The sequence below is a fragment of the Alteromonas sp. KUL106 genome (assembly GCF_009811415.1).
Taxonomy (GTDB): domain Bacteria; phylum Pseudomonadota; class Gammaproteobacteria; order Enterobacterales; family Alteromonadaceae; genus Alteromonas.
Genome location: NZ_BLIG01000006.1, coordinates 17,839 through 44,713, shown reverse-complemented (window position 1 = coordinate 44,713; position 26,875 = coordinate 17,839). Strand labels below are relative to the sequence as shown.

Genomic DNA, 26,875 nt, shown 5'->3' with positions numbered 1-26,875 from the left:
CTAGTACCAAAAGGATGAGCTGTTTACCCGTCAAGCAAGCGCACAGCCAAATAGCGAAATATCTATACCCTATGCGGTGGTACCTCAGTGCGTATCACGCTTACACCTATCAACTCAACTTCGCCGGTATATCGGTCCTCGCCATTGCTTGAAAATTCGAAGTTGAATAAGCTGTGCCAGTCTGGTTTCCCGTATTTGAAGGAAAATCGTGTTTTGGCTCTAGCTATACTTAACAACTGTAAACCATGTGTTTCGCAGTATTGCGACAGATACGCGTTCGTTCGCTCGGAAATAGCTCGAATTCGCCAAAATTGATAGCCTGCAAACCCGATCACCATCCACACCACTAACTCAAGTAAGGTCATCTATTTTCTCGCTTGTTCAAACAATTGCTGAAATGCATTGCTGAGAATGTTTGAGTTTGCTTTTGAATGCAAGAGCGTGAGTACTTGTCTGCGCAATTTCGGGATTTGCACTAAATCTGAGAAAAAGCCCGCAAATAAGGCGCCTTGATGATCGTCTTTTTCGTCAACTTTTGCCGCCTGTTCTAAAAAGGCGCTAAGCAGCAAAGGTTCCATTTGCTCGAAATGACGGGCTGCGATAACGCTTAAAATATCTAATCTTAATGACTTGTCGCTTTTTAATAGACTAAGCAACTTAGTATTTATCGTTAAGTTAAAGGTGCCTTCTGAGGTGCCTCTAAGCGCAGCTAGGTTGATGTCGTCTCGACAATCTATTTCGTTCAGGTATGCCGCTAACAAACCTTCAGACAAAGAAACGCTCTCACTCATTTCCATTAAGGAATTCAAAAAAACATCCGAGTAAAGCGAAGTATTGGTTTCAATCGCATGCTCTAGAGCATCTCGTCTTGGGTGCATGCTTAAGCGATATACAAAATCGGCCACGTTTTGCATCGAGATCTGCTGCCAGTCGACAAGTTGTGGTGCTTGGATATATGCCTCAACTTTTTGCGCCTCTTCACTTAAGGGTTGGTTTAACGTGCGTTTAACCAATGCATTAAACTGAGCGAGTTGTGATTGATTCGGGACAAACGAATAAGGGTTATCAGGCAAAGTTTGCGCGTTTTTCGTATCCTCAGCGACAGATTGTCCTAGAGCATCAACAATAATCTCTAAAAAATGATTTTTCGCCGCGGCAATCACTAAACCTTGTTCATCAAGTGGCAATTTAACAAACCAAATATAGTGTTGTGTAGAGGCATTTTTGCTCCAAAAAACGACGCCAAACCACGCATGCTGCTGGCGTGGGAAGGGCGCATAAGCGCTACCATTCTCTATCTCTAGAAAGGTTTGGCTATCTGTGGGTACAAGCCGGCGGCCGAGATCAAAAATTTGATATTCAGTGCCTGCGTGTAACAAAAACTCACTGATAGAATTAATACTGTTCGCGCTCATAAGTCGTTCCAAAATACTGCTCAAATCAAAATTCGTTACGGTATATTCGCACTTTTAAGATACCGCCGACAAAGAGAGTTAATGGTATCACAGCTAAACATTTTCAACGATAAGCCACATTGACTTATGTTGACCTTAAGCCCCTGATATACTGCGCGCCTTAAATTGAAGCGTTTTTGTATTGCGGAGAAGTTGTGAACATAACGAATAGCGCCTGTCACATTGCCTTGAGTAAAGCACTGCTACAATTAGAAATTGATATGCAACAAGACGGTATCTGGCCTGGCGCAAAACCGAGTGAACAAGACCTCAAAAATGCTATGGAAAGTGCGGTTCCTTTTGCGGTCGACTGTTTAGCGTTTGAGAGCTGGTTGGCTTTTATTTTTATTCCAAAAATGCGCATTTTGTTGACGCAGGAAAAGCCTTTGCCGCCTATGCAAATTACGCCTGCAGCACAAATATACCTATCATCGGCGAATCATCGCACCCTGTCTCAGCTACAAAGAATTGATAACATTGCCAATGGAGACATTGGGTGAGCAAACCCAATGCACTATGCAGAACGATTTTAAAAAGGCAAATTAACTGTGCATTCAGATGAGCAAATAATAGGAAAGGCAAACGTTGGTGAAGAAGGCAGTGTTAATGCTCTTCATTTACCCGTGTTGTACCAAGATGAGCACATTATCGCAATTGAGAAGCCGCCGGGCCTATTAGTACACAGGAGCCCCATTGATAGACATGAAACTGTGTTCGCCGTGCAGACACTGAGAGACCAAATTGGCCGCCATGTGTTTCCTGCCCATCGTCTGGACAGACCTACATCTGGGGTGTTGGTATTCAGTTTTAGCTCTGAAATAGCAGCAAAGCTGGGGCAGCAAATGATGGACAAACAGGTTGTAAAAACGTATCACGCCCTTGTTCGCGGTTTTGTGCATCACACCGGGTATATCGATTACGCCCTAAAATACCGCTATGATAAAATTGCAGATAAACATAAACGCCCTCAGCAGGCTCCACAGCCCGCATCAACAATGTATCAAGCAGTAGCAAAATTCGAAGTACCGGAACCTGTGGGCAAATATCAAAGTGCACGTTATTCGTTGGTTAAGCTTTCACCGAGTACCGGACGGAAACATCAACTTCGTAGACATATGGTGCATATCCGTCACCCCATTATTGGTGACACAACCCATGGGGATGGCAAACAAAATAAATTCGCCAAGCAGCACTTTAATTTTAATAATTTGGCCTTAAGTTGTACAACCATGGGTTTTAGTCATCCTGTTACAGGCAAGTGGACAACAATTAATTCAGATATGCACAGTGAAATGCGACAATTGCTTGAGAGGCTTACGCCGTACAGCGTTTAGCTTGATAAAATAGAGAGTATTTGCGCCTGTCGACTAGGGCGACGATTATTGGTTAAGAGGTAAAAATGGCAACATTGAAAATTATTGCGGGTACCGTATATGGCAACGCGCAACACGTAGCTGAGCAGGTGGAAGAAAACTTAGCTGAGCAGGGGGTGGATTGCTCATTAGAAAGCGACCCGTCGGTTGCGGATTTTACTGATGCGGACGCACTTTTGATTATCACCTCTACGACAGGCCAAGGCGATGTTCCACCGAACCTTGAGTTTGTATTTTCTGATTTGAAAGACGAATCACCTATGTTAGCCGGCAAGCCATTCGCTGTGGCAGCGCTTGGCGATAGTAGCTATGGTGAAAGCTTCTGTGGCGCTGGCAAACAGTTTCAGGCGCTACTTACAGAGCTTCAAGGTAACGCGGTTGCCGATATGCTAGAAGTTGACGCTATTGAAACTCTAGAGCCGGAAAAAGATGTTGTAGAGTGGGTTAACAGCATTAAAGATAAGCTGTTGGCGTAAGCGTCAAAAATACAGTGTGGATTACAAATAAAAAGAGGCGCTCGTGCGCCTCTTTTAATATGTATTTATCTATGCGGACTGGAGTTTACTACAAGACGTGGGGCGTCAGCGCCACATGCGCTAACAAGCCCGCTTGTTGAACGCCTTATTCCACGCCGCGAAGTAGCGCGTTGATACCTACTTTGGCGCGGGTCTTCGCATCTACTTTCTTCACGATAATAGCGGCGTAAAGGCTGTATTTACCATCGGCACTTGGCAGGTTACCCGCTACTACTACCGAGCCTGCTGGTACACGACCGTAGTGAATTTCACCGGTTTCGCGGTCGTAAATGCGCGTGCTTTGACCGATGTAAACGCCCATCGAAATAACGGAACCTTCTTCAACAATCACGCCTTCTACGATTTCAGAACGCGCGCCGATAAAACAGTTGTCTTCAATGATAGTAGGGTTTGCTTGAAGCGGCTCTAATACGCCACCAATGCCCACGCCACCTGAAAGGTGAACATTCTTGCCTATTTGCGCACAAGAGCCTACGGTCGCCCATGTGTCAACCATGGTGCCCTCGTCAACAAATGCTCCAATGTTTACGTAAGAAGGCATAACAACTGCGTTCTTCCCTACGAAGGTACCCGTGCGTACCGCTGCTGGCGGAACAATACGCGCGCCGTCTGCCGCAAACTGCTCTGCCGTATAGTTGGTGTACTTCAGTGGTACTTTGTCATAAAACTTGCTTTCAGCGCCTTCAATGACATCGTTGTTGTGAAGACGGAAGAAAAGTAGAACAGCTTTTTTCAGCCATTGATGTACTACCCACTCGCCGGCAATCTTTTCTGCAACACGGCCTTTACCGCTGTTAAGCAGGTCGATAGCTTGTGCTACTGCATCTCTTACTTCATCAGGTGCAGATGAAGGGCTAATGTTGTCGCGATTTTCGAAGGCGTCTTCAATAATGGCTTTCAATTCATTCATGGTATTGTGATATCTTCAAGTTGGTCGAGTTTAAACAGGATCCGCTTTTTGAGGTTTACCTGTTGTTCTTGGGTTAATGCTTTGCCAGCGTCATTGCTGACGATAAAAATATCTTCAGCTCGCTCGCCAATAGTGGCGATTTTCGCAAGCTTTAGCGTCATATTAGTATCAACGAATGCGTGCCCAATTTTAGCTAAAATGCCCGGAGCGTCCAGGGCTTCTAACTCAATAAGCGTGGCTTCGTCGTTGATACTGAAAAAACGAACCTTGGTTGGGACGTCTAATTGTTTCATTTGCCGAGGTAATTTGCGCTTGTTTTCGTGCGAACGTCCCGGCTTTTCAAGTTGTGCAGAAATGGCATTTTCAATAGATGAAATACGAGACTCAGAACTTATACGGCTGCCATCATTTTCAAGAATTATCATACTATCAAATACATAGCCGTCTCTGGTCACAGTGACGTGGGCGTCGTGAATCGAACAGTTGCGACTGTCTAATACAGAAGCGACCTGGGCAAATAAGGCTTTTCTATCTTTCCCATAGACAAACACTTCAGTACCACCTTTTGCACTGTTATCGTTTGCCTTAACCAACAGTCCGTCGTGTTCCGGTGTAAGCCATTCATTCTGCGCTTTTATAATTTCATCGGTATGCCATGCAATTTGTGTAGGCTTGAAGCGAACAAAATAGTCGTCATCAAGTCTTGCCCAGAGCGCATCAATGGCAATGGGATCTATTGCGCGTTCTTGAAGAATCTGTCGTGCTTGGTGTTTGTGAGTCGTTACGCGTTCATTAAGCGTCACTTGGCACTGCAATCCATTGTCCAATGCCTTTTGCGTCATCAAATACAGTTCACGGAGAAGCGACGCTTTCCAGTCGTTCCAGAGGTTGTCATTGGTTGCACGAATATCGGCAAGTGTTAGCGTGTAGAGTAGATTGAGATGATTGTGACTTCTCACCGCACTGGCGAATTCGCTGATAACATCAGGATCGTAGATGTCCCGACGTTGTGCCACTACCGACATAAGTAAATGATTTTCAACTAACCAAGCGATCATTTCTGCGTCTTCGGCAGGCACATTGTGCTGCTCACAAAATTTCGCTACATCTTGAGCACCAAGCGTAGAGTGATCGCCGTTTCTGCCTTTGGCTATATCGTGGAAAATTGCCGCGATATAAAGCACCTCGGGTTTATCAAGGTTTCTGCAAATTCTGCCGCATCGCGGAAAATCTTTATTCTCTTTTGAGAAAAAGTAGTTTACGTGCTTAACCAAGCGATGTGTGTGTTCATCGACTGTGTAAGCATGGAATAGGTCAAACTGCATCATGCCTACAATGGTATCCCATTCAGGAAGATAAGCTTGTAAAATACCGTATTGATGCATGACGTCCCATGCAAAGTCAAAAAACTCTGGCTGTTTCATTAAGCGCATGAATTTTTCGCGACACAGGGGGCGCTCTACATAGTATTCAGCTTCAAAAGCGCGATGAGCGTTGCGCAGCAGCCGAATACAGATAGTACTGAGCCCCTGTACTTCCGGCGTGTTAGCTACCAAATGCAGAAAATCTAAAATTGCCTCAGGGGACGCAAATACGGTTTCGTGTCGTGGCGAAATCATATTATCGAGCAGCTCAAAATCTTCGTTTATGATCACGCTTTTCTGAACACTTTGATTCAGCATGTCATATTTGAAGCGTTGAAGCAGCATTTGGTTGAGTTCTGAAACACGGGCTACTGTGCGAAAGAAATCTCGCATCATTTTTTCTACTGAGGATTTACCCTCTTCGCCATACCCCATCATTTTGGCAACATCAGGTTGGTAATCGAAAAGTAATCGGTTTTCACTTCTGCCGGCAATTAAGTGCAGTGCACAACGCATTTTCCAAAGATGCATGCGACACGCGATGAGTTCACTGTGCTCCTGCTCGGTAAAATAACCGTGGCCGACTAAGTTCCAGCCGTCGTATTCTTTGAAATGCTTTTTGGCTACCCAGCCAATGGATTGGATATCGCGAAGGCAGCCCGGATTTTCCTTGATGTTAGGTTCAAGGTTGTAGGCAGTACCGTTAAATTTTGCATGACGTTTTTTCTGCTCATCATATTTCGCAGAAAAGAACGCTTTGCTCGACCATGAGTTTCGACCGTTAACCTCATCCCATAGTTTTTCAAATGTGGTTTCGCTGCCGCAAAGGAAACGGCTCTCAACTAAGTTGGTCGCGATAGTAATATCGTCTTTAGCTAATTTAACGGTTTCTTTAATTGTTCGAACGGACTGACCTACGTCTAGTTTAATATCCCACAAAAGGGTAATAAATTGGCCAATCTTTTCTTGGACTTCAGGTTTTAGTTTCTTTCTACTGACAATGAGTAAATCGATGTCAGAGTGAGGTTGCAAATGCCCCCGGCCATAACCACCAACCGCGCAAAGCGATAATTCGTCGACGGTATCTAAACCATAGAGTTGCCAAAGGTGACAAAGTAGTGCATCGACAAATTGCGCTCGGCCGGTAACAAGCTGATTGACCGGTGTAGTATCGAAGGACTTTGTAATCCAGACATAACTGGCTTCCACACACGACTTAATCGTGGGGATTTCATCAACAGAGCTTATAGTGTCGATATTCTTTATCAGTGATTGCAGCGTCAAAATACACCTTCGAAATAGACTTCTTTTTAGACGCTATGAACAATAACATGAATTGATGGTGGTGCGCAGTAGCAAATTCATGCATAAGTTAGGTTAAATTGTGAATATTTATGGTTTTTTGTTATAGGTGTGTAGCGTCTTCAAAATGTTCCTACTCTTTGTTGTGTCACCTTGATGTAGAACGACTATACCTTCGGTGACACGCCGCGATTACGAACATTTTAACTCCCGCTGAGTGGGTAATTATCTATGCGGACTGGTATAACCGTAAAATTTTTAACGAAGGGCAGGGTGGGTAAAAAGAAAACGGCTGCAGATTTTGCAGCCGTTTTAGTGGAAATCCTTATTATTGCAATTGATAGACGTCGCCTTTGATATTGGCTTAGACTACCCGTGAGAGATGACGCGTTCTAAGGTTTCTTCTTCACGAAGCGTAAGTATTTCAACTCCAGTTTCTGTAACCAACAGGGTATGTTCCCACTGAGCACTTAAACTTCTGTCTTTAGTCACCACAGTCCATTGGTCTGGCAGCACTTTTGAATAGCGCTTACCTGCATTTACCATAGGCTCGATGGTAAAGCACATGCCCGGCTCTAATACATCACCCGTACCTGGCTTACCGTAGTGAACAATTTGTGGCTCTTCGTGGAAACTCGCACCAATACCGTGGCCGCAGTATTCACGAACTATTGAATAGTTATGCGCTTCTGCGTGGGTTTGGCAAATATGACCGATATCGCCAAGGCGCATGCCCGGCTTCACTTGCTCTATTGCTTTATATAAGCATTCTTGGGTAACGCGAATTAGGCGCTCTGCAAGAATCGAAGGCTTACCTACCACGAACATTTTCGATGTATCACCATGATAGCCATCTTTGATGACCGTAACGTCGATATTGATGATGTCACCGTCTTTCAGTTTCTTGTCAGAAGGAATGCCATGACAAATGCAGTGGTTTACAGACGTACAGATAGACTTTGGAAAAGGCGGGTGGCCGTAGTTTAAAGGCGCGGGTACCGCTTTTTGCTCGTTTACGATGTAATCGTGGCAAATAGTATTTAGCTCATCAGTGGTGACGCCTTTCTTTACATAGGGCCCTATCATAGTAAGCACTTCGGCTGCCAGTTTACCGGCTACGCGCATTTTTTCGATTTCTTCTGGGGTTTTGATAATAGCTGTCACAGCGCCTCTCAAATCGTTTGAAACTAGTTGTATGAAGAATTTTGATTACTTACGAAGTATAACACTATTCAGGTCATTCTTAGTAAGGTTATGATATTGCTTGTTTTTATTTGCTAAAGTCAGCGATATAAAGCGTGTCTGTTAATGGGAATACACTTTCCTTGACCCAAATGTTTCAAATTGTCGCTTTTTACCCCCAAAACTTGAGGCTCAGGTGGGATTGTGGTATAAAGCGCGCGCCCTGACGGAAAGCTCATTTTGCTACGTGCATTTGGCACCGTTTTAGAGGGTAAATTTATTTTATTAAAACACACATATACCGACACTTCGTATCGGGGTGTTCAGTTCAACTTAGGTTGGTCTGAATCGATACAAGGGGTATATGGAGGCCTAACCCCAAGAGGAAAATAAAATGGCTAATGTTTCTATGCGTGACATGCTGAAAGCCGGTGTGCATTTCGGTCACCAAACTCGTTACTGGAACCCAAAGATGAAGCCTTTCATCTTCGGTGCTCGTAATAAAGTTCATATCATCAACCTTGAAAAAACGGTTCCACTTTTCAACAACGCACTTAACTACCTTTCAGGTGTTGCGTCTAAGAAAGGTAAAATCCTTTTCGTTGGTACTAAGCGCGCCGCTGGCGAAGCAGTTAAAGATGCTGCTCTTAAGTGCGACCAGTACTACGTAAACAAGCGTTGGTTAGGTGGTATGTTGACTAACTGGAAAACAGTACGTCAGTCAATCAAGCGTCTTAAAGAACTTGAGCAGCAAAGCCAAGACGGTACGTTTGATAAGCTAACTAAGAAAGAAGCACTTATGCTTCAGCGCGAAATGGACAAGCTTGAAAACAGCCTTGGCGGTATCAAAGACATGGGCGGTCTTCCAGACGCAATCTTTGTTATCGACGCAGATCACGAGCACATTGCTGTAACAGAAGCGCGTAACTTAGGTATTCCTGTTGTTGGTGTTGTTGATACTAACTCTAACCCAGACGGTGTTGATTACATCATCCCTGGTAACGACGATGCTATCCGCGCTATCCAACTTTACTTGGATGCTGCTGCAAACGCTATCAACTCAGGTCGCGAAAGCAACCTTGAAGTACAAGCTGAGCAAGACGACTTCGTAGAAGCAGCAGAGTAATTCTGATTGCCTACTGTCATATCCCGATAATATGGCAGTATTACAATACGAAACGTATTGAGAGGGGCGGCATCGCCCCTTTTACCTAACGAATTTATATTTAATGCTGAGGAATTGAAAAATGGCAGTGACTGCAGCACTAGTTAAAGAACTGCGCGAACGTACTGGCGCAGGTATGCTGGATTGTAAAAAAGCCCTGGTTGAAACGGATGGTGACATTGAGTTAGCCATTGAAAATATGCGTAAATCAGGCCAAGCGAAAGCGGCTAAGAAAGCAGGTCGTATCGCAGCTGAAGGTGTTATCCTTACTAAAGTTGAAGGTGGTCGCGCGACCATGCTTGAACTAAACTGTGAAACTGACTTCGTTGCTCGCGACGAAGGTTTCCTTAAGTTTGGTAACGAGCTTCTAGAAGTAGCAGCAGCTAATAACATCAACGACATTGAAGCGCTTAACGACGCAGACATGAACGGCGTTAAAGTTAGCGAAGCGCGTGATGCACTTGTTGCTAAAATCGGCGAAAACATCTCTCCTCGTCGCGTTATCAACGTTGAAGGCGATACGCTAGGCGCTTACATCCACGGCGGCCGTATTGGTGTTATCTCTATTCTTACTGGCGGTGACGAAGAGCTAGCGAAAGACGTTGCAATGCACGTTGCAGCTGCAAGCCCGCAGTTCGTTAAGCCTGAAAACGTTCCAGCAGAAGTTGTTGAGAAAGAGAAAGAAATCCAAATCGAAATCGCTATCCAGTCTGGTAAGCCAGCTGATATCGCTGAGAAAATGGTTGCAGGCCGCATGAAAAAGTTCACTGGCGAAGTGAGCTTGACTGGTCAGCCTTTCGTTAAAGATCCTTCGATCTCTGTTGCTGAGCTTCTTAAGAACAACAGTGCAGACGTAATCAACTTCGTACGTTTCGAAGTGGGTGAAGGTATCGAGAAGAAGACTGAAGACTTCGCTGCTGAAGTAGCTGCTCAAATGGCTGCTGCTAAGAAATAATTGAGTGTTTATCTTTTGCATTAAGCAATAGTTAGATAAACTACAAAGCACCTCTTAGGAGGTGCTTTTTTATAGCTGAACGTCTTTAGTGTTGCCAACACAACACGTTAATGTGAAGCTAGGCGAAATGGGTACGCGCCTGCCAGAATAACGAAAGCGATTTGTCCTATGTTTTTTGCGTATAATACGTTGAAATGCATAGGACAAAACGGGTTTACGAGGACAATTCAAACTATGAGTATCACACCAAAATCAGCATACCGACGCATTTTGCTAAAGCTTAGTGGTGAAGCCCTAATGGGGGCGGAAGGCTTTGGCATAGACCCTAAAGTGCTAGATAGAATGGCACAAGAAATTAAAGAGCTGGTTGAACTTGGTGTTCAAGTTGGTCTTGTTATCGGTGGTGGTAACTTGTTCCGTGGCGAGGGCTTAGCTAAGGCGGGAATGAACCGCGTTGTTGGCGACCACATGGGCATGTTAGCTACCGTAATGAATGGCCTTGCCATGCGCGATGCGCTTCATCGTGCATTTGTCAACGCTCGTATGATGTCAGCTATCCCGCTAAACGGTGTGTGTGATGCATACAATTGGGCAGAGGCCATTAGTCTTCTCAAGTCAGGCCGCGTTGTTATCTTCTCTGCCGGTACAGGCAATCCTTTCTTTACCACCGATTCAGCGGCCTGCTTACGCGGTATCGAAATTGAAGCTGATGCAGTGTTAAAAGCCACTAAAGTCGATGGTGTGTACAGTGATGATCCGGTGAAAAACCCAGAAGCAACGCTTTATGACGAACTGACTTACCAAGAAGTCTTAGAAAAAGAGCTTAAAGTGATGGACTTGTCAGCGTTTACACTAGCGCGGGATCACAGCTTGCCAATTCGCGTATTCAACATGAATAAGCCTGGTTGCCTAAAACGTGTTGTGATGGGTGAAAAAGAAGGTACTGTTATTCGCCACGCTGACAACGATTAATTAAGAACAATAGGATACAAATCGTGATTGATGAAATTGAATTAGATGCGCAAGAGCGCATGGAAAAAAGCCTAACTGCGCTTAAAAGCCAATTCAGCAAAATTCGTACAGGCCGTGCGCACCCAAGCCTTTTAGACGGCATCATGGTACCTTATTACGGTGTAGACACACCGCTCAAGCAAGTGGCAAATGTTGTGGCTGAAGACAGCCGAACACTCGCGCTAACTGTGTTTGATAAAAGCGCTATTCAGGCGGTGGAAAAAGCGATTATGCAGTCGGACTTGGGCTTAAACCCAATGAGCGCCGGTGGTTCAATTCGCATTCCTTTACCTCCGCTTACTGAAGAGCGTCGTAAAGACCTAATTCGCGTTGTTCGCAACGAAGCAGAAGGCGGCCGTGTCGCTATTCGTAACATTCGACGTGATGCCAACGGTGATGTGAAGGATCTTCTTAAAGAAAAAGAGATCAGCGAAGACGAGAGCCGTGCAGCGGAAGAAAACATTCAATCAATTACTAACGAGTTCATTAAGAAAGTTGACAGCATGCTTGCTGACAAAGAAAAAGAATTAATGGAAGTATAAGTAAGTATTATGATTGGAAAGCGTTTAAGCGCAGCCAAATCGACGAAAGCTGAGGTGCCAGCAGTAGCTGCTGGCCCGAAGCATGTGGCTATCATTATGGATGGTAACGGTCGATGGGCGCAGAAGAAAGGGAAAATTCGTACCTTTGGACACAAAGCCGGCGTCGAGTCTGTGCGTTCTGTCGTGCGCTTTGCGCGTCAAAATAGCATTGAATCACTAACGCTGTTTGCGTTTTCAAGTGAAAACTGGAAACGTCCTGAGGAAGAAGTCAGTGTCTTAATGGACTTGTTTAATCTTGTCCTTAATAGTGAAGCAAAGCGATTACATAAAAATGGTGTACGCTTGCAGGTCATTGGTGACGTTGAGGCGTTTGATGCCAAGCTGGTTGAAAAAATCCGAAAAGCTGAAGCGATGACCCAAGACAATAAAGACTTAGTGTTAAACATTGCCGCAAATTACGGCGGTCGATGGGACATAGTTAATGCTGCTAAACAGCTTGCAGCGCAAGTGAAAAGCGGTGAAATTGACGTAGAAAGCATCTCTGAAGACGCATTTAGTGCGCACATCTCTACTGCTAACCTTCCTGAGTTAGATCTTCTTATTCGCACCGGTGGTGAGCATCGCATCAGCAACTTTTTGCTATGGCAATGTGCGTATGCTGAACTGTATTTCACTGATGTTCTATGGCCCGATTTCAATGAAGACGTGTTTCAATTAGCCGTAGACGATTTCAATGTTCGCCAACGTCGATTTGGTCTTACAGGTGAACAGGTAGTCACAGCCAATGGTTAACACCATGCAGGCAATTATCAGGCTAGCCCTGGTAACTAAAGCCAAGGGCAAATTATGCTAAAACAACGAATAATAACTGCATTAATCCTCGCGCCATTGGCGCTCTACGCTATTCTTTTCCTTCCCATTTTTTGGTTCGAAATAGCCATAGCCTGTGTCGTTGGCATTGGTGCTTACGAATGGGCAAATATGTCTGGCGTATGTGAGCGTCCTAAAAAGCTCATTTATATGGCGAGTGCATTTGCTATATGCATTGCGCTATCGTTTATTGTTGATGCCAGCATGATTTGGTACCAAGGTCAGCTTCATGGCTTGTACCGCGGTATACTAACAATTGCCGTATTGTGGTGGGTAGCCTCTTTGTTTATGGTGCTTGCCTATCCTAAATACGCGAAATTCTGGAAAGACAGCCGAAGCGTTAGGACCTTGTTTGGTGCGCTCACTTTGATTCCCACTTGGGTTGCCGTGGTTGCCCTTCGCACGAGTCTTCATGATGTTGATCCCTTCTACGGCGCATCTCTGATTTTCTATGTACTGGGTATTGTATGGGCGGCAGATATCGGTGCCTTTTTTGTCGGGGTAAAATTTGGACGCCACAAGCTAAGACCTAATGTGTCGCCAGGTAAAAGTTTAGAAGGCTTATTAGGTGGTATTGCGGCTTCATTTGCTATTATTGCGTTTGCGGCTCTTCACTATCAGGTAGAGCCATCACGTATTTGGCTTCACCTTGCTATAGGCGGGATCACGGTGGCTGTTTCAGCCTTAGGCGACCTCAACGAAAGCATGCTCAAGCGCTGCGCTGGCATCAAGGACAGTGGTAAAATCCTTCCTGGTCACGGCGGTGTACTTGATAGAATAGATAGCCTTACTGCGGCATTCCCCGTATTTGCGTTTTGCTATGTAACCTGGATGGCGTAATGCAAACAGTAACAGTGTTAGGGGCCACTGGCTCCATAGGTTGTAATACACTTGATGTTATAAACCGTCACCCTGAAAAATACCGCGTTTTTGCTATAACCGGCAATTCTCAGCTCGATTTGCTAATGGAACAAGCCAAAAAGTGCGCGCCCCGTTACGTGGTAGTGGCTGATGATGCTCTATACCAGACTGCGTGTGAAATGGCGTCACAATACCATGTTGACGCTGAAATATTAGCAGGTAGTCAGGCCCTTGAAGACGTGTCGAGTGCGCCTGAAGTTGATGCCGTAATGGCTGCGATTGTGGGGGCTGCAGGTCTTTTACCGACACTCGCGGCGGTAAAAGCAGGCAAGCGAGTGTTGCTTGCAAATAAAGAAGCGTTGGTCATGTCTGGCGCGCTATTTATCGAGGCGGCAAATCAAAGCGGTGCTGAAATTCTCCCCATCGATAGTGAACACAATGCCATATTCCAGTGCTTACCTCACGATTATGAATACGGTAACTTTGCGGCTTCTGGCATTCGTAAAATTCTGTTAACCGGTTCCGGCGGTCCCTTTAGAGAAAGGGCGCTTGATAGCTTCTCGTCAATTACTATTGATGAAGCGAGCACTCACCCTAACTGGTCGATGGGCAGAAAAATTACTATCGACTCGGCGACGATGATGAACAAGGGGCTGGAGTTCATTGAAGCTTGTTGGCTGTTTGGCGCTGGTGCTGATGATATTGATGTGGTTATTCATCCGCAAAGTATCATTCACTCGATGGTGCAATATATCGATGGATCGGTGATCGCACAAATGGGCAACCCTGACATGCGTACACCTATAGCTTATGGTTTGGCGCACCCCGAACGCATTGACGCGGGAGTAACCCCTCTCGATTTTTCAGATATTGCAAACTTCAGTTTTCAAACCCCCTGCTTTGAACGTTACCCTAATTTAAAACTGGCTATTGATGCCTGTAAAGAAGGGCAATGTGCAACAACGAGGATGAATGCTGCCAACGAAGTTGCTGTTGAAGCCTTTTTACAAGGAAAGATTCAGTTTTCCAACATAGCGCAAGTGAACGACGCCACGCTCAACGCCATGCCAAATGTATCTGTGAGTTCTATACAGCAAATACTAGAGCAAGACAGCTTGGCAAGAGCAAAAGCTGACGAGATTATTCGAGGTAAATTTCAGTGCTAGCATTTTTATGGAGCCTAGGTGCATTTATTGTCGCCTTGGGTATATTGGTTGCGGTTCACGAATGGGGTCACTTTTATGTGGCTCGTAAATGCGGTGTACAGGTAGAGCGCTTTTCTATAGGTTTCGGGAAGCCCATTTGGCGTAAGTTAAGCAAGTCCGGCACCGAATATGTCATTGCCATGATCCCACTGGGTGGATACGTTCGCATGCTTGATGGCCGTATTGACGATGTTCCGCCTGAATTAGCCGATAAAGCCTTTAATAATAAACCTGTTTTACAGCGAATGGCGGTTATTGCAGCGGGTCCTGGGGTTAACTTTATCTTTGCATTTTTCGCTTTGTGGTTAATGTACTTAGTGGGACTGGATACGGTTAAGCCTGTGGTCAAAAGCGTCGAGCCAAACAGTATCGCTGCTATCGCAGGTGTTGAATCTGGCGATGAAATTATTAAAGTTGGCGACAGAGTTACGCCCGATTGGGAAGCGGTAAATCTAGAAATTGTTTCAAATATTGGTGGGGAAAAAGCCAGAGTTACGGTTAAAAATTCAGCTAACGTTGAAAAAGAACTGAGTTTTACACTGAATTCTTGGAACTTTGACCCAGATAGCGAGTCTCCTTTAAGCAGCTTAGGACTGACACCTTACCGTCCAGATGCAACGTTAACTGTTGGGTTTGTTGGTGAAGGCAGCGCAGCGCAGCAGGCAGGATTAAAACCTGGTGATGAGTTAATCGCACTAAATGGGAATAAGCTGCAATCGTGGGAACGATTAGTGGATGTGATTGTAGAAAGCCCAGGAGAGCAAATATTGCTCGACATAGAAAGGGATGGACAACCAATCACGTTAAATGCCACGATAGCGCGCCGCGATACACCACAAGGGCAGAGTGGGTATCTAGGTGTGAGCCCAACATTTGAGCCTTGGCCAGAAGGGTATGTGTTTACACATCAATATGGCATGATAGAGGCTATTGGGAAGGCGCTAGATAAAACGTGGCGCCTAATGACACTGAGTGTCGAAATGATAGGAAAGCTCATCACTGGCGACGTGTCGGTGAAAAATTTGAGCGGTCCTATCTCAATTGCTCAAGGTGCGGGAACAAGTGCTGGGTATGGACTTGCGTACTTCTTGAGTTTTCTTGCCTTAATAAGCGTAAATTTAGGCATTATAAATTTATTACCCTTGCCCATGCTTGACGGTGGTCACCTCATGTTTTTTATTGTGGAGTGGATCACAGGCAAACCTGTGCCTGAAGCCGTGCAGGAATGGGGTTACAGAATAGGTGGCGTGCTTCTGTTTATGATAATGGGTATCGCAATATTTAACGATATCGCTCGCATAACCTGATGGAAATCAGGAAGTACAAAACAGCTAATACAAAACGCGGCCAGGAAAAGAAAAATAGATGAAGTTAAAACAGTTAGTAGCAGCCGGAGCCATTCTTTCCAGTGCTAGCTTTGCCAATGCTGCAGCGCAAGACAGTGAGTTTGTCGTTGAGGACATTCGCGTTGAAGGTTTGCAACGTGTTGCACTGGGTGCAGCATTAACCTACTTGCCTGTTCAAGTAGGCGATGAGCTTAATACATTTAGGGTAACGCAGCTTATTCGCTCGTTATATTCTTCTACTCACTTTGAAAACGTAGCTATTCTTCGCGATGGCAATACGCTGGTTGTTCGTGTTGCAGAGCGTCCAACGATCAGTAATATCATTTTTGAAGGCAACGATGATATTAAAGATGAGCAGCTTCAAGAAAGTTTGGACGGTAACGGTGTTCGCATCGGTGAGCCGCTCGACAAGACCGTATTGACCTCTATTGAGAACGGCCTGAAAGACTTTTTTTACAGCATTGGTAAGTATAACGCTGATGTGACGGCTATCATTACGCCTTTACCGCGCAATCGTGTAGATTTGAAACTTTTGTTTGAAGAAGGCGACGCCGCCAAAATCGAACAAATAAATATTGTGGGCAACGAGCTGTTTTCAGACGAAGAACTGATGGAAGCGTTTGAACTACAATACGACACGCCTTGGTGGGACTTCTTGTCTGAAACGCGCTATCAACAGCAAACATTGCAGGGCGATATGGAAACGCTGCGTAATCACTATCTAAACCGTGGTTACTTGCGCTTTAACGTTGACTCAACTCAAGTATCAATGACTCCTGAAAAGTCAGGCATATATATTGCCATGAACGTGACAGAAGGTGAGCAGTACACCATCTCTGAAGTGGAGTTGGTGGGTGATGTGCTTGGCCATGAAGAATACATTGAACGTGTTTTACCGTTGACCCCTGGTGAGCTTTACAATCAAGCCGAAGTCACATACACGGAAGAGTTTATTAGTAAGTATCTAGGTCGTTTTGGCTATGCTTACCCAACAGTAACTACGGTTCCTGAAATTAATGACGAAGACAAAACAGTTAAATTGACCCTGTCAGTTGACCCGGGTAAGCGTATTTACGTGAACCGAATCATATTTAACGGTAACGTAGTAACGGCGGATAGTGTATTACGACAAAACGTTAATCAAATGGAAGGCACGTGGCTGTCTAACAACTTGTTAGAGTCGTCAAAAGGTCAGCTTTCTCGGCTCACCTATATGGAAGAGGTTGAGTTTGAAACTGTCCGAATTCCGGGGTCTGAAGATAAAGTCGATGTTAACTTCACCGTTAAAGAGCAGCCATCAGGCTCGTTTAATGCGGGTATAGGCTACGGCGATAGAACACGATTGAGTCTCCAGGCGGGTATCCAACAAGATAACTTCCTTGGTACAGGTAAACGTATAGGACTCAATTTAAATACCACAGCATTCCAACAATCGATTCAAGCGACTTACAATGACCCGTTTTTCACCATTGACGGCATTAGCTTAGGTGGCTCAATAGGTTATAGCGAGTTTGATGGTTCTGACTTTAATGTTATCCAGTATAATTCTAAACGTTATTCTTTAGGGGCTAATATTGGCTATCCTATCAACGAGTTCAATAGGATTAACTTTGGTTTAACGTACAGTGATGTCGAATTGTTTAACCGCGGGTTCTTTGAACAAACAGAGTTGTTTTATAACCAGTTTACGAATGGCGCTGACCCAGATGCGGCAATAAAATACAGCAGCTTGTTGGCAAGTGTAAGTTGGAGTCGTTCGACGCTCAACAGAGGGCTTTTCCCTACAGCTGGCTCATCACAAAGAGCCTCATTTAGTATCACGACCCCCAACTCTGATGTTAACTACTTCAAATCGGTATTTGATGGTAAGTGGTATTTCCCCCTTTCTCGTGATCAGCGATGGTCTCTGCTAACACGCATTCGCTTCGGATACGGTAATGGTTATGGTGATATTAATGGAAACGAACAAGTGCTTCCGTTTACCGAAAACTTTACCGCTGGTGGCGCAGACTCATTACGTGGTTTTGAGAATAATACGGTAGGTCCCCGAGGCGTGAATGTGGGCAACGCTGGCAATATCGTTGGGCCAGATGGCGAAGTATTCCCAGGGGATCCTGCGGATGCATTGCTGACTTGGTCTCGACAAAGCTTAGGGGGGAATGCAATGGCCCTCGGCGGTGTAGAACTGATTGTTCCTACGCCTTTCGTAGAGGCCGACATGGATAACTCTGTTCGCACAAGTTTGTTTGTGGATGTGGGTAACGTATGGGATACTGAATTCGATTTTGACAGATATAGTCAGTTTCAGGTCAATCCGAGTCAACGTTTTGGTCAAGAGCTATTGGACTATTCTGATTGGAGTCTGTATCGTAGCTCAGCAGGTGTATCGGTTCAGTGGATTTCACCAATGGGGCCAATGGTTTTCAGCTTCTCAAAAATAATCCAAGAACGTGAGGGTGACGACGCGAGGTTCTTCACTTTCAATATCGGTCAAACTTTCTAAAATATTAAAGCGAGCGCGTATTAGTTGCGCTCTATAACAAGATTTACAAAAGGAGTTCCCTTTGAAACAGTTGGTAAAACATATCGTTGCAGGAGCAATGTTAGGTAGCGCTTTAGTAAGTACGTCTGTGATGGCTGAACAAAAGGTAGCTGTCGTAGATGTTCAAGGTATTTTCCAAGCAATGCCTCAAGCGGCTGAAATACAAAACGCGATTCAGGCTGAATTTAAAGATCAGCTTGAAGAAGTGAATCAGCTTCAGCGCGACGGTCAATTCTATGCCGAGCGTCTTCAACGTGATGCCGCGACAATGAGCGATACCGAGAAAAAAGAACTAGAACAAAAAATCTTGTCTGTTCGTGAAGAGTTGTCAAAAAAAGGTCAGCCTCTTCAGCAAAACATCCAACGCCGCAGCAACGAAGAGCGCAACAAGCTGCTTGGTCTTATCAAGCAAGCTATTGACTCAGTAGCAGCTAAGCAAGGTTATGACCTAGTGCTGAATTCTGGCGCAGTTGCGTTTGCAAAAGAAGAGCACGATTTATCTGAGCAGGTACTTCAGCAGGTTAGCAAAGCTAACTAATCGACTGGCTAAAATCGTTGATATAATTATCAGACCAATTTCCGAAAGGTGTTGGTCTGATTTGTTTTTTACGCTTAACAGCGTATGGTTGCCGCCGTTTTCAGTTTTTACGGCGAGTTTGACCAAATACCAATCAATTACGCGCATTGGTATAAAGCAGTTGTAGGTCATGCTTGTATACAGGAGAAAGTTTTTGGCCAATTCACTCAATACCATCGAAATTCAGGAAATTCTGGAATTACTTCCACATAGGTATCCATTTTTACTTGTTGATCGTGTAACAGACTATGTTCTGGGTGAGTCTGTAAAGGCTTATAAAAATATAACCATTAATGAGCCTTGTTTTACGGGGCATTTCCCAGGTCAGCCAATCTTTCCAGGCGTACTTATCTTAGAGGCCATGGCGCAAGCCGCAGGTGTTTTAGGATTTAAGACCATGGGCAATAATGATAAGTTATACTTGTATGCTGGAATTGATAACGCGCGCTTTAAGCGCCCTGTCGTTCCAGGAGATAAGCTTGAATTTGACGTTGCTTTAGTTAAAGAGCGCAGAGGGATTTGGAAATTTAAAGGTACGGCAAGTGTCGATGGTGACATTGCTTGTTGTGCAGAGTTTATGTGTGCGATGAGAGAGATAGCGTAACGTGATCCATCCTACTGCGGTAATTTCAGAAAGTGCAACGATAGGTGAGAACGTCACCATTGGTCCATTTTGCGTGGTTGACGATAATGTCACCATAGGTGATGGGTGTATTCTGAAATCACATGTGGTGGTACGCGGCCCAACGCGTATCGGTAAAAACAATAAGTTTTATCAGTTTTCTTCAATCGGCGAAGACTGCCAAGATAAAAAGTATGCAGGTGAGCCAACCGAGCTTGTCATCGGCGATGATAACGAATTCCGTGAAGGTGTTACTGTTCATAGAGGTACTATCCAGGACAACAGTATTACTATCATCGGTTCTCGTGGTCTATTTATGGCTAATGCGCATATTGCTCACGACTGCGTATTGGGTGATGACATTATTATCGCGAACAATGTCGCAGTCGCGGGTCATGTTCATATCGACGATTTCGTGATTGTTGGCGGTGCTACAGGCATTCATCAATTTTGTAAAATTGGCGCTCACGCTTTCTTAGGTGCAGGCGGCATTATCCTGAGAGATGTCCCTCCTTTTGTCATGGTAAGCGGCCAGAAGAATATTCCCCAAGGTATAAACTCTGAGGGCCTGAAGCGCAGAGGTTTTGCGAAAGAAGAAGTGTTAGAAATAAAGCGCGCTTATAAAACAATTTATCGCGAAGGTAACACAGTAGACGAAGCCATTGAAAAACTTGCCGAGTCCGCTGATAAGTTCGATGGTGTAGCGTTAATGGTCAAGTTCCTCCAGGACGCTAAGCGAGGCATTATCCGCTAATTATGTCTAAGCCAATTCGTATCGGCATGGTTGCCGGAGAACCCTCTGGTGACGTTCTCGCCGCCGGAATGGTTGCAGAGTTAAAACGCCAACACCCCGATGCTATTATCGAAGGTATTGGCGGTCCAAACATGATAAACGCAGGTTTCCATAGCCTGTTTGATATGGAAACGCTGTCGGTTATGGGGCTTGTTGAAGTCCTTTCCCATTTGCCTGCCATCTTGAAAGTAAAGAAACAGCTTCTTACTCACTTTGAGCAAAATCCGCCGGATATTTTTGTTGGTATTGATGCCCCGGATTTTAATTTACGTGTTGAAAAAACGCTTAAAGCGCGCGGCGTTAAAACCATTCATTACGTTAGCCCTACTGTTTGGGCGTGGCGCGAAAAGCGAATTCATAAAATTGCTAAGGCTGCTAACCGCGTATTAGGTTTGTTCCCCTTCGAGCAGCAGGTTTACGATAAATACCATGTTCCCTACACGTTTGTGGGGCACACAATGGCTGACGCTATCGCGATTGAGCCCGACCAAAATGCGGCACGCCAAGAATTAGGTGTAGCTAGTAGTGCTTCCGTATTGGCTGTACTTCCCGGTTCGCGCCGTGGCGAAGTAGATACGCTTCTTCCTGTATTTCTAGATACCATAGAAGCTATTCATGCCAAACGCAGTGATATTCAATTTCTTATTCCCGCTGCTAATGCGCATCGTCTGGCGCAAATAAAAGCACTATTGGCTGATGCCAATAACGCTGAAGCGCGTCTACCCATTAAAGTAACGCAAGGGACATCTCGAGATGCCATGATAGCAAGTGATGTTATTTTGCTTGCCTCTGGTACAGCGACGTTGGAAGCCATGCTGTGTAAGCGCCCCATGGTTGCAGCGTATAAATTGGCACCGCTTACCTACAAAATCATGCAGCGCTTATACAAAGCACCATTCTTCACTTTGCCTAACCTATTAGCGAATGAAGCGATTATTCCAGAATTACTTCAAGAAGAGGTTAATGCAGAGAATATGAGCAATCAGTTACTTAACTTATTCGAAAGTGATAATTCAGCCCTTATTGCCCGTTTCACCGACCTCCACCATACGCTAAAATGCAATGCTGATAAAACAGCAGCAAAAGCTGTCGTGGAGGAATTGTTTGCATAAGTTAATTGCCGGTGTTGATGAAGTAGGGCGCGGACCACTAGTGGGTGATGTTGTCACCGCCGCAGTCATTCTTGACCCTGAGAATCCTATAGAGGGGCTTACGGATTCTAAAAAGCTAAGCGAGAAAAAGCGCGTAGCACTTGCCCAAGAAATTCGTGAAAAAGCATTGTATTGGAATATTGGCAGAGCCAGCCCAGAAGAGATCGATAAGCTAAACATTCTTCATGCGACAATGTTGGCTATGATTCGGGCGGTAGAGGGTTTGCCGGTCATGCCTGACTTTGTTCGTGTGGATGGGAACCGCGTGCCCGCTTGGAATTTTGAGTCTGAAGCCGTGGTAAAAGGCGATAACCTTCACGCTGAAATTTCAGCTGCCTCCATCATCGCTAAGGTAGAGCGCGATAACGACATGCTCTCACTGCATGAAGCTTACCCGCAATATAATTTTGCAGGGCATAAAGGTTATCCGACCAAGGCGCATTTTGAAGCCATTGCAGAATATGGCATCTTAGACTGCTATCGTAAAAGCTTTAAACCTGTTAAAGCGTTACTTGAAGAGAAATAACGTCATGCCATCGCCATTTATTCATTTACGTGTTCACAGCGATTATTCGATGATGGACGGCTTAAATAAAGTAAAGCCGATATTAGGGAAAGTTGCCGAGTTAGGGATGCCGGCGGTGGCCATCACCGACCAAATGAATATGTGTGGTTTGGTAAAATTTTATTCTGAAGCACATAATTTGGGTATTAAGCCCATTATCGGCACAGATTTCTGGGTAACCAATGACACGTTTGGTGATGAGCCATTCAGGCTTACGTTGCTGGCGATGAATAATGAGGGATATAAGAATATTACGGTTCTTATATCTAAAGCTTATCTTCGCGGACATTTGGCTCATCGCGCTGTGATTGATCAAGAGTGGCTTGTCGAACACAGCGAAGGGGTTATCGTTCTTTCCGGTGCCCAGCATGGCGACGTAGGCGTAGGCTTAACAAAGAACAATGCAAAACTTTTAGACAGTGCAGTTGAATTTTATCAAACCCACTTCCCTGACCGCTTCTATCTTGAGTTGATCAGAACAGGGAGACAGGGGGAAGAAGATTACCTACACCGCGCCGTTGAGCTTGCTTCTCAGCGTGGTTTGCCTGTGGTTGCTACTAATGAAGTATGCTTTATAGACCAAGAAGGGTTCGACGCACACGAAATCAGGGTGTGCATTCACGATGGTTACACGCTAGATGATAACCGCCGCCCTAAACGCTATAGCGACCAGCAGTACCTACGTACCGCCGAGGAAATGGTCGAATTATTTAGTGATATTCCAGAGGCAATAGAGAATACGGTTGAAATTGCTAAGCGCTGTAATGTTACCGTACGCTTAAACGAATACTTCTTGCCGCAATTTCCAACCGGCGGTATGACCACAGAAGACTTCCTGGTCAAAGTGTCTGAAGAAGGGTTGGAAGAACGTCTAGAATTTCTTTTCCCCGATGAGGAAGAGCGCAAAGCGAAACGGCCAGAATACGATGACCGACTTCGCATCGAGCTTGAAGTGATCAACCAAATGGGGTTCCCGGGTTACTTCCTGATCGTAATGGAATTTATTCAGTGGAGTAAGGATAACGGAATTCCGGTAGGGCCTGGGCGTGGTTCAGGTGCAGGTTCATTGGTAGCGTATGCGCTTAAAATTACTGACCTCGACCCGCTGGAGTTTGACTTACTCTTCGAACGGTTCTTGAACCCTGAGCGTGTTTCCATGCCCGACTTCGACGTCGATTTCTGTATGGATAGACGAGATGAGGTAATCGACCACGTTGCTGAGCTTTACGGGCGTCAGGCGGTATCACAGATCATTACCTTCGGTACTATGGCGGCGAAAGCGGTAGTGCGCGACGTGGGCCGGGTGCTTGGCCACCCATACGGCTTTGTAGATAGGATCTCAAAGCTTATCCCACCTGATCCAGGCATGACGCTAGAGAAGGCGTTCAAAGCTGAGCCACAGCTGCCGGAAGTTTATGAAAGCGATGAGGAGGTAAAAGACCTTATCGATATGGCGCGCATTCTTGAAGGGGTTACCCGAAATGCCGGTAAACACGCCGGTGGTGTTGTTATTGCGCCAACCACAATTACAGATTTCTCGCCTTTGTATTGTGATGACGAAGGTAAAAACCCCGTAACACAATTCGACAAAAACGATGTTGAAACGGCGGGGTTAGTAAAATTCGACTTCTTGGGTCTTCGTACACTGACTATTATTCAGTGGGCAATCGATATGATCAAAGAAGGAAAGAACGTTGATGTGGATATCAGCGCTATTCCTCTTGAAGATCCTAAGAGTTTTAGAACCCTTCAAAACGCCGAGACAACTGCGGTATTCCAGCTGGAATCTCGCGGTATGAAAGAACTAATTAAGCGCCTTAAACCTGACTGCTTCGAAGATATTATCGCACTGGTGGCCCTTTTCCGTCCGGGCCCGCTGCAATCAGGTATGGTAGATAACTTTATTGACCGAAAGCACGGACGTGAAGAAATTTCCTACCCCGATGCAGAATATCAGCACGAGTGCTTGAAAGAAATTCTAGAGCCTACCTATGGCATTATCTTGTACCAGGAACAGGTAATGCAGATAGCCCAGGAAATGGCGGGCTACTCACTGGGCGGCGCTGACTTGCTACGTCGTGCGATGGGTAAGAAAAAGCCAGAAGAGATGGCAAAGCAGCGCGGAACGTTCGCTGAAGGTGCTAAGGGTAATAATATTGACCCAGACTTAGCGATGAAAATTTTCGACTTAGTAGAAAAGTTTGCCGGTTACGGGTTTAACAAATCTCACTCCGCAGCTTACGCGTTGGTGTCTTATCAAACCCTTTGGTTGAAAGTCCATTATCCTGCGGAATTCATGGCTGCGGTAATGTCGGCGGATATGGATAATACCGATAAAATCGTAACCCTCGTCGACGAATGCGAGCGCATGGGCATTGAAATACTGCCGCCAGATTTGAATGTGGGTAAATACAAATTTACGGTCGATAGTAAAGGCCGTATCGTCTATGGAATTGGCGCTATCAAAGGCGTTGGTGAAGGCCCAATTGAAGCCATTATTGAAGCGCGCGAAAACCAAGGCGCGTTTAAAGATTTATTCGATTTTTGCGCGAAAGTGGATATTAAACGGGTTAATAAGCGCGTGCTGGAAAAGCTGGTTCTCGCAGGTGCGATGGACAATCTAGGGCCGCATCGTGCTGCGTTAATGGCATCACTTCCCGATGCGCTTGCCGCCGCAGGGCAGCACGCCAAAGCGGAATCGTTTGGTCAGTCAGACATGTTCGGACTTTTAACCACAGAACCAGACGAAGTTAAACAAGCCTTTGCTGATGTGCCAGAGTGGCCAGAAAAGGTATGGCTGGAGGGCGAGAAAGATACGCTCGGTTTATACTTGACCGGTCATCCTATCAATCAATACGCCGAGGAACTCCGATACTATACCGACGGTAGGTTAGTTGATTTAAAACCGACGAATAAAGATCAGATGGCCAGCGCGGTAGGTTTGGTGCTAGGCGTCCGTGTTATGACAAATAAGCGAGGGCGTCGTTGGGCGATAGTGACACTGGATGACAAGAGTGCCAGAATAGACGCGCGTTTCTTTCCAGATATGTACGAACAGTTCGAAAGTGTGTTAGAAACTGACAGAATATTGCTAATAAAGGGACAGGTCAGCTTTGATGATTTCTCTGGGGGCAATACAATCACTGCCCGTGATGTAATGGACATTGTTCAGGCACGAGAGAAAAACGCGAGAGCGCTGGCACTTAATATTGACACCCAGTTGCTTGAACCCAAGAAATTAAGTCAGATGCAATCTATCCTGCAGGCATTTAATGGTGGAAGTTGTCCTGTTCAGTTAGCGGTAACGCATCCGGACGCTGAAGTAACGCTGGCGTGTGGTGCCAAATGGTATGTTACCCCTGAAGACCAACTTTTACACGATCTCAAACAATGTTTGGGAGACAAAGCCGTTTCAATTCTCTACCATTAAGGGTAAGAGTTCGTTAGATTGGACATCTCGCGTTTGCATAGACGAGCGTAGTACGAATAGGACATGAAATGAGTATACAGTTTTTGGACTTTGAACAGCCAATAGCCGAATTAGAAGCAAAAATTGAAGAGCTAAGGTTGGTAAATCAAGGCGGTGAGTTCGATGTTGGTATCGAAGAAGAAATTAATAAGCTTCGCGGAAAAAGTGCGGAGCTAACTAAAAAAATCTTCTCTGACCTTGGTGCGTGGCAAGTGTCGCAACTCGCCCGTCATCCAATGCGTCCATATACGCTTGATTACATTCCGCGTATTTTTACCGAATTCGACGAGCTTGCTGGCGACCGTGCATTTGCAAATGACAAAGCTATTGTAGGCGGACCGGCTTTGTTAGATGAACAGCCAGTGATGATTATCGGTCATCAAAAAGGCCGAGACACTAACGAAAAGATCAAGCGTAACTTCGGGATGCCTAAACCAGAAGGTTACCGCAAAGCATTGCGTCTTATGAAAATGGCAGAGCGCTTTAACATGCCTATCATCACGTTTATTGACACGCCAGGGGCCTACCCGGGTGTGGGTGCAGAAGAGCGTGGTCAAAGTGAAGCGATTGCAAAGAACTTGTTTGAAATGGCTGAGCTTACCGTTCCTATTGTCTGTACAGTCATTGGTGAAGGTGGATCAGGCGGCGCCTTGGCGATTGGTGTTGGCGATCGCGTTAACATGCTTCAGTATTCTACCTACTCGGTTATTTCGCCAGAAGGTTGTGCGTCTATTTTGTGGAAAAGCGCAGAAAAAGCGCCATTAGCTGCAGAAGCTATGGGCGTAAGTGCCCCACAAATTAAAGAACTAGGCCTAATCAACAGTATTGTTGAAGAGCCGCTAGGTGGTGCCCATCGCGATCATAACGGTATGGCAGCTAACCTAAAAGCGGTCATCAAGCAACAGTTGAACCAGCTTAAAGAGCTAGATAAGACCAAACTGATGGAAGAGCGCTATCAGCGCTTGATGTCTTTCGGTTACTGTTAAGCTCTCTAGCCTCTGCGCTCAGACAGTCGCGGTCGTCTAGATATTATTAATATCAAGGGGTTGTTTACCACAGGTAATCAACCCCTTGGCTTTT

24 protein-coding genes are annotated in these 26,875 nt (G+C 45.3%); 19 read left to right on the top strand and 5 right to left on the bottom strand.

What is annotated here, in order from left to right; translation table 11 throughout:
- Window positions 1-62 precede the first annotated feature (62 nt).
- Both GVO63_RS02385 and GVO63_RS02380 read right to left on the bottom strand, forming a co-directional pair.
- On the bottom strand, window positions 63-365 hold the full coding sequence (locus GVO63_RS02385; protein ID WP_159577986.1) for a DUF3301 domain-containing protein: 303 nt from the start codon (window positions 363-365) through the stop codon (window positions 63-65).
- Window positions 366-1,415 carry a DUF3549 family protein gene (locus GVO63_RS02380; RefSeq protein WP_159577985.1) on the bottom strand — a complete coding sequence of 350 codons (1,050 nt, stop codon included), beginning with the start codon at window positions 1,413-1,415 and terminating at the stop codon, window positions 366-368. It lies immediately after the preceding gene.
- A 194-nt stretch (window positions 1,416-1,609) separates the two neighbouring features.
- Here GVO63_RS02380 and GVO63_RS02375 point away from each other — a divergent pair, with 194 nt between their 5' ends.
- From GVO63_RS02375 to GVO63_RS02365, 3 genes are all read left to right on the top strand, one after another.
- The gene (locus GVO63_RS02375; RefSeq protein WP_201284981.1) at window positions 1,610-1,954 is read left to right on the top strand and encodes a YqcC family protein; all 345 of its coding nucleotides are present in this window, start codon (window positions 1,610-1,612) and stop codon (window positions 1,952-1,954) included.
- A gap of 66 nt (window positions 1,955-2,020) precedes the next feature.
- The gene (gene truC / locus GVO63_RS02370; protein ID WP_236552037.1) at window positions 2,021-2,788 is read left to right on the top strand and encodes a tRNA pseudouridine(65) synthase TruC; all 768 of its coding nucleotides are present in this window, start codon (window positions 2,021-2,023) and stop codon (window positions 2,786-2,788) included.
- 65 nt (window positions 2,789-2,853) lie between these two features.
- Window positions 2,854-3,303, top strand: a complete 450-nt coding sequence (locus tag GVO63_RS02365) for a flavodoxin domain-containing protein (RefSeq protein ID WP_159494216.1) — start codon at window positions 2,854-2,856, stop codon at window positions 3,301-3,303.
- Between the two features lie 145 nt (window positions 3,304-3,448).
- On the opposite strand, the gene dapD is transcribed toward GVO63_RS02365, so the two are convergent.
- The 3 genes from dapD to map all read right to left on the bottom strand — a co-directional run bounded on the left by dapD (window position 3,449) and on the right by map (window position 8,103).
- On the bottom strand, window positions 3,449-4,273 hold the full coding sequence (gene dapD / locus GVO63_RS02360) for a 2,3,4,5-tetrahydropyridine-2,6-dicarboxylate N-succinyltransferase (protein ID WP_120960526.1): 825 nt from the start codon (window positions 4,271-4,273) through the stop codon (window positions 3,449-3,451).
- Window positions 4,270-6,921 (bottom strand): [protein-PII] uridylyltransferase, encoded by a 2,652-nt coding sequence (glnD, locus tag GVO63_RS02355; protein WP_159577984.1) that lies wholly within the window; start codon window positions 6,919-6,921, stop codon window positions 4,270-4,272. Before glnD ends, dapD begins: the two co-directional genes overlap by 4 nt.
- Window positions 6,922-7,308: 387 nt before the next feature.
- Entirely contained in the window at window positions 7,309-8,103 is a 795-nt protein-coding gene (map, locus tag GVO63_RS02350) for a type I methionyl aminopeptidase (RefSeq protein WP_014997567.1), read from the bottom strand.
- A gap of 412 nt (window positions 8,104-8,515) precedes the next feature.
- On the opposite strand from map, the gene rpsB reads away from it, so the two are divergent.
- The 16 genes from rpsB (at window position 8,516) to accA (ending at window position 26,781) form a co-directional block, all read left to right on the top strand.
- Entirely contained in the window at window positions 8,516-9,247 is a 732-nt protein-coding gene (gene rpsB / locus GVO63_RS02345) for a 30S ribosomal protein S2 (RefSeq protein WP_159495214.1), read from the top strand.
- Between the two features lie 121 nt (window positions 9,248-9,368).
- The gene (gene tsf, locus GVO63_RS02340) at window positions 9,369-10,241 is read left to right on the top strand and encodes a translation elongation factor Ts (protein WP_159495213.1); all 873 of its coding nucleotides are present in this window, start codon (window positions 9,369-9,371) and stop codon (window positions 10,239-10,241) included.
- Window positions 10,242-10,475: 234 nt separating this feature from the next.
- Entirely contained in the window at window positions 10,476-11,213 is a 738-nt protein-coding gene (gene pyrH / locus GVO63_RS02335; RefSeq protein WP_105932280.1) for a UMP kinase, read from the top strand.
- Between the two features lie 23 nt (window positions 11,214-11,236).
- Entirely contained in the window at window positions 11,237-11,794 is a 558-nt protein-coding gene (gene frr / locus GVO63_RS02330) for a ribosome recycling factor (protein WP_159495212.1), read from the top strand.
- 9 nt (window positions 11,795-11,803) lie between these two features.
- Window positions 11,804-12,586, top strand: a complete 783-nt coding sequence (uppS, locus tag GVO63_RS02325) for a polyprenyl diphosphate synthase (protein ID WP_159495211.1) — start codon at window positions 11,804-11,806, stop codon at window positions 12,584-12,586.
- A 54-nt stretch (window positions 12,587-12,640) separates the two neighbouring features.
- Entirely contained in the window at window positions 12,641-13,504 is an 864-nt protein-coding gene (locus GVO63_RS02320) for a phosphatidate cytidylyltransferase (RefSeq protein ID WP_159577983.1), read from the top strand.
- On the top strand, window positions 13,504-14,691 hold the full coding sequence (ispC, locus tag GVO63_RS02315; RefSeq protein ID WP_159495209.1) for a 1-deoxy-D-xylulose-5-phosphate reductoisomerase: 1,188 nt from the start codon (window positions 13,504-13,506) through the stop codon (window positions 14,689-14,691). Before GVO63_RS02320 ends, ispC begins: the two co-directional genes overlap by 1 nt.
- Window positions 14,685-16,037 (top strand): sigma E protease regulator RseP, encoded by a 1,353-nt coding sequence (gene rseP, locus GVO63_RS02310; RefSeq protein WP_159577982.1) that lies wholly within the window; start codon window positions 14,685-14,687, stop codon window positions 16,035-16,037. The genes ispC and rseP overlap by 7 nt, the downstream gene beginning before the upstream one ends.
- A 58-nt stretch (window positions 16,038-16,095) precedes the next feature.
- The gene (gene bamA, locus GVO63_RS02305; protein WP_159495207.1) at window positions 16,096-18,579 is read left to right on the top strand and encodes an outer membrane protein assembly factor BamA; all 2,484 of its coding nucleotides are present in this window, start codon (window positions 16,096-16,098) and stop codon (window positions 18,577-18,579) included.
- 61 nt (window positions 18,580-18,640) lie between these two features.
- Window positions 18,641-19,156, top strand: a complete 516-nt coding sequence (locus tag GVO63_RS02300) for an OmpH family outer membrane protein (RefSeq protein WP_105932274.1) — start codon at window positions 18,641-18,643, stop codon at window positions 19,154-19,156.
- 193 nt (window positions 19,157-19,349) lie between these two features.
- The gene (fabZ, locus tag GVO63_RS02295) at window positions 19,350-19,799 is read left to right on the top strand and encodes a 3-hydroxyacyl-ACP dehydratase FabZ (RefSeq protein ID WP_105932351.1); all 450 of its coding nucleotides are present in this window, start codon (window positions 19,350-19,352) and stop codon (window positions 19,797-19,799) included.
- Between the two features lies 1 nt (window position 19,800).
- Window positions 19,801-20,571: an acyl-ACP--UDP-N-acetylglucosamine O-acyltransferase gene (gene lpxA, locus GVO63_RS02290; RefSeq protein WP_159577981.1), complete on the top strand. Its 771-nt coding sequence runs from the start codon at window positions 19,801-19,803 to the stop codon at window positions 20,569-20,571.
- A gap of 2 nt (window positions 20,572-20,573) precedes the next feature.
- Entirely contained in the window at window positions 20,574-21,722 is a 1,149-nt protein-coding gene (gene lpxB / locus GVO63_RS02285; protein ID WP_159577980.1) for a lipid-A-disaccharide synthase, read from the top strand.
- Window positions 21,715-22,287, top strand: a complete 573-nt coding sequence (rnhB, locus tag GVO63_RS02280; protein ID WP_201281866.1) for a ribonuclease HII — start codon at window positions 21,715-21,717, stop codon at window positions 22,285-22,287. The genes lpxB and rnhB overlap by 8 nt, the downstream gene beginning before the upstream one ends.
- A 4-nt stretch (window positions 22,288-22,291) precedes the next feature.
- Complete coding sequence (gene dnaE / locus GVO63_RS02275; protein WP_159577978.1) at window positions 22,292-25,756, top strand: DNA polymerase III subunit alpha; 3,465 nt, start codon at window positions 22,292-22,294, stop codon at window positions 25,754-25,756.
- Between the two features lie 68 nt (window positions 25,757-25,824).
- Entirely contained in the window at window positions 25,825-26,781 is a 957-nt protein-coding gene (gene accA, locus GVO63_RS02270; RefSeq protein ID WP_159495201.1) for an acetyl-CoA carboxylase carboxyl transferase subunit alpha, read from the top strand.
- Window positions 26,782-26,875 lie beyond the last annotated feature (94 nt).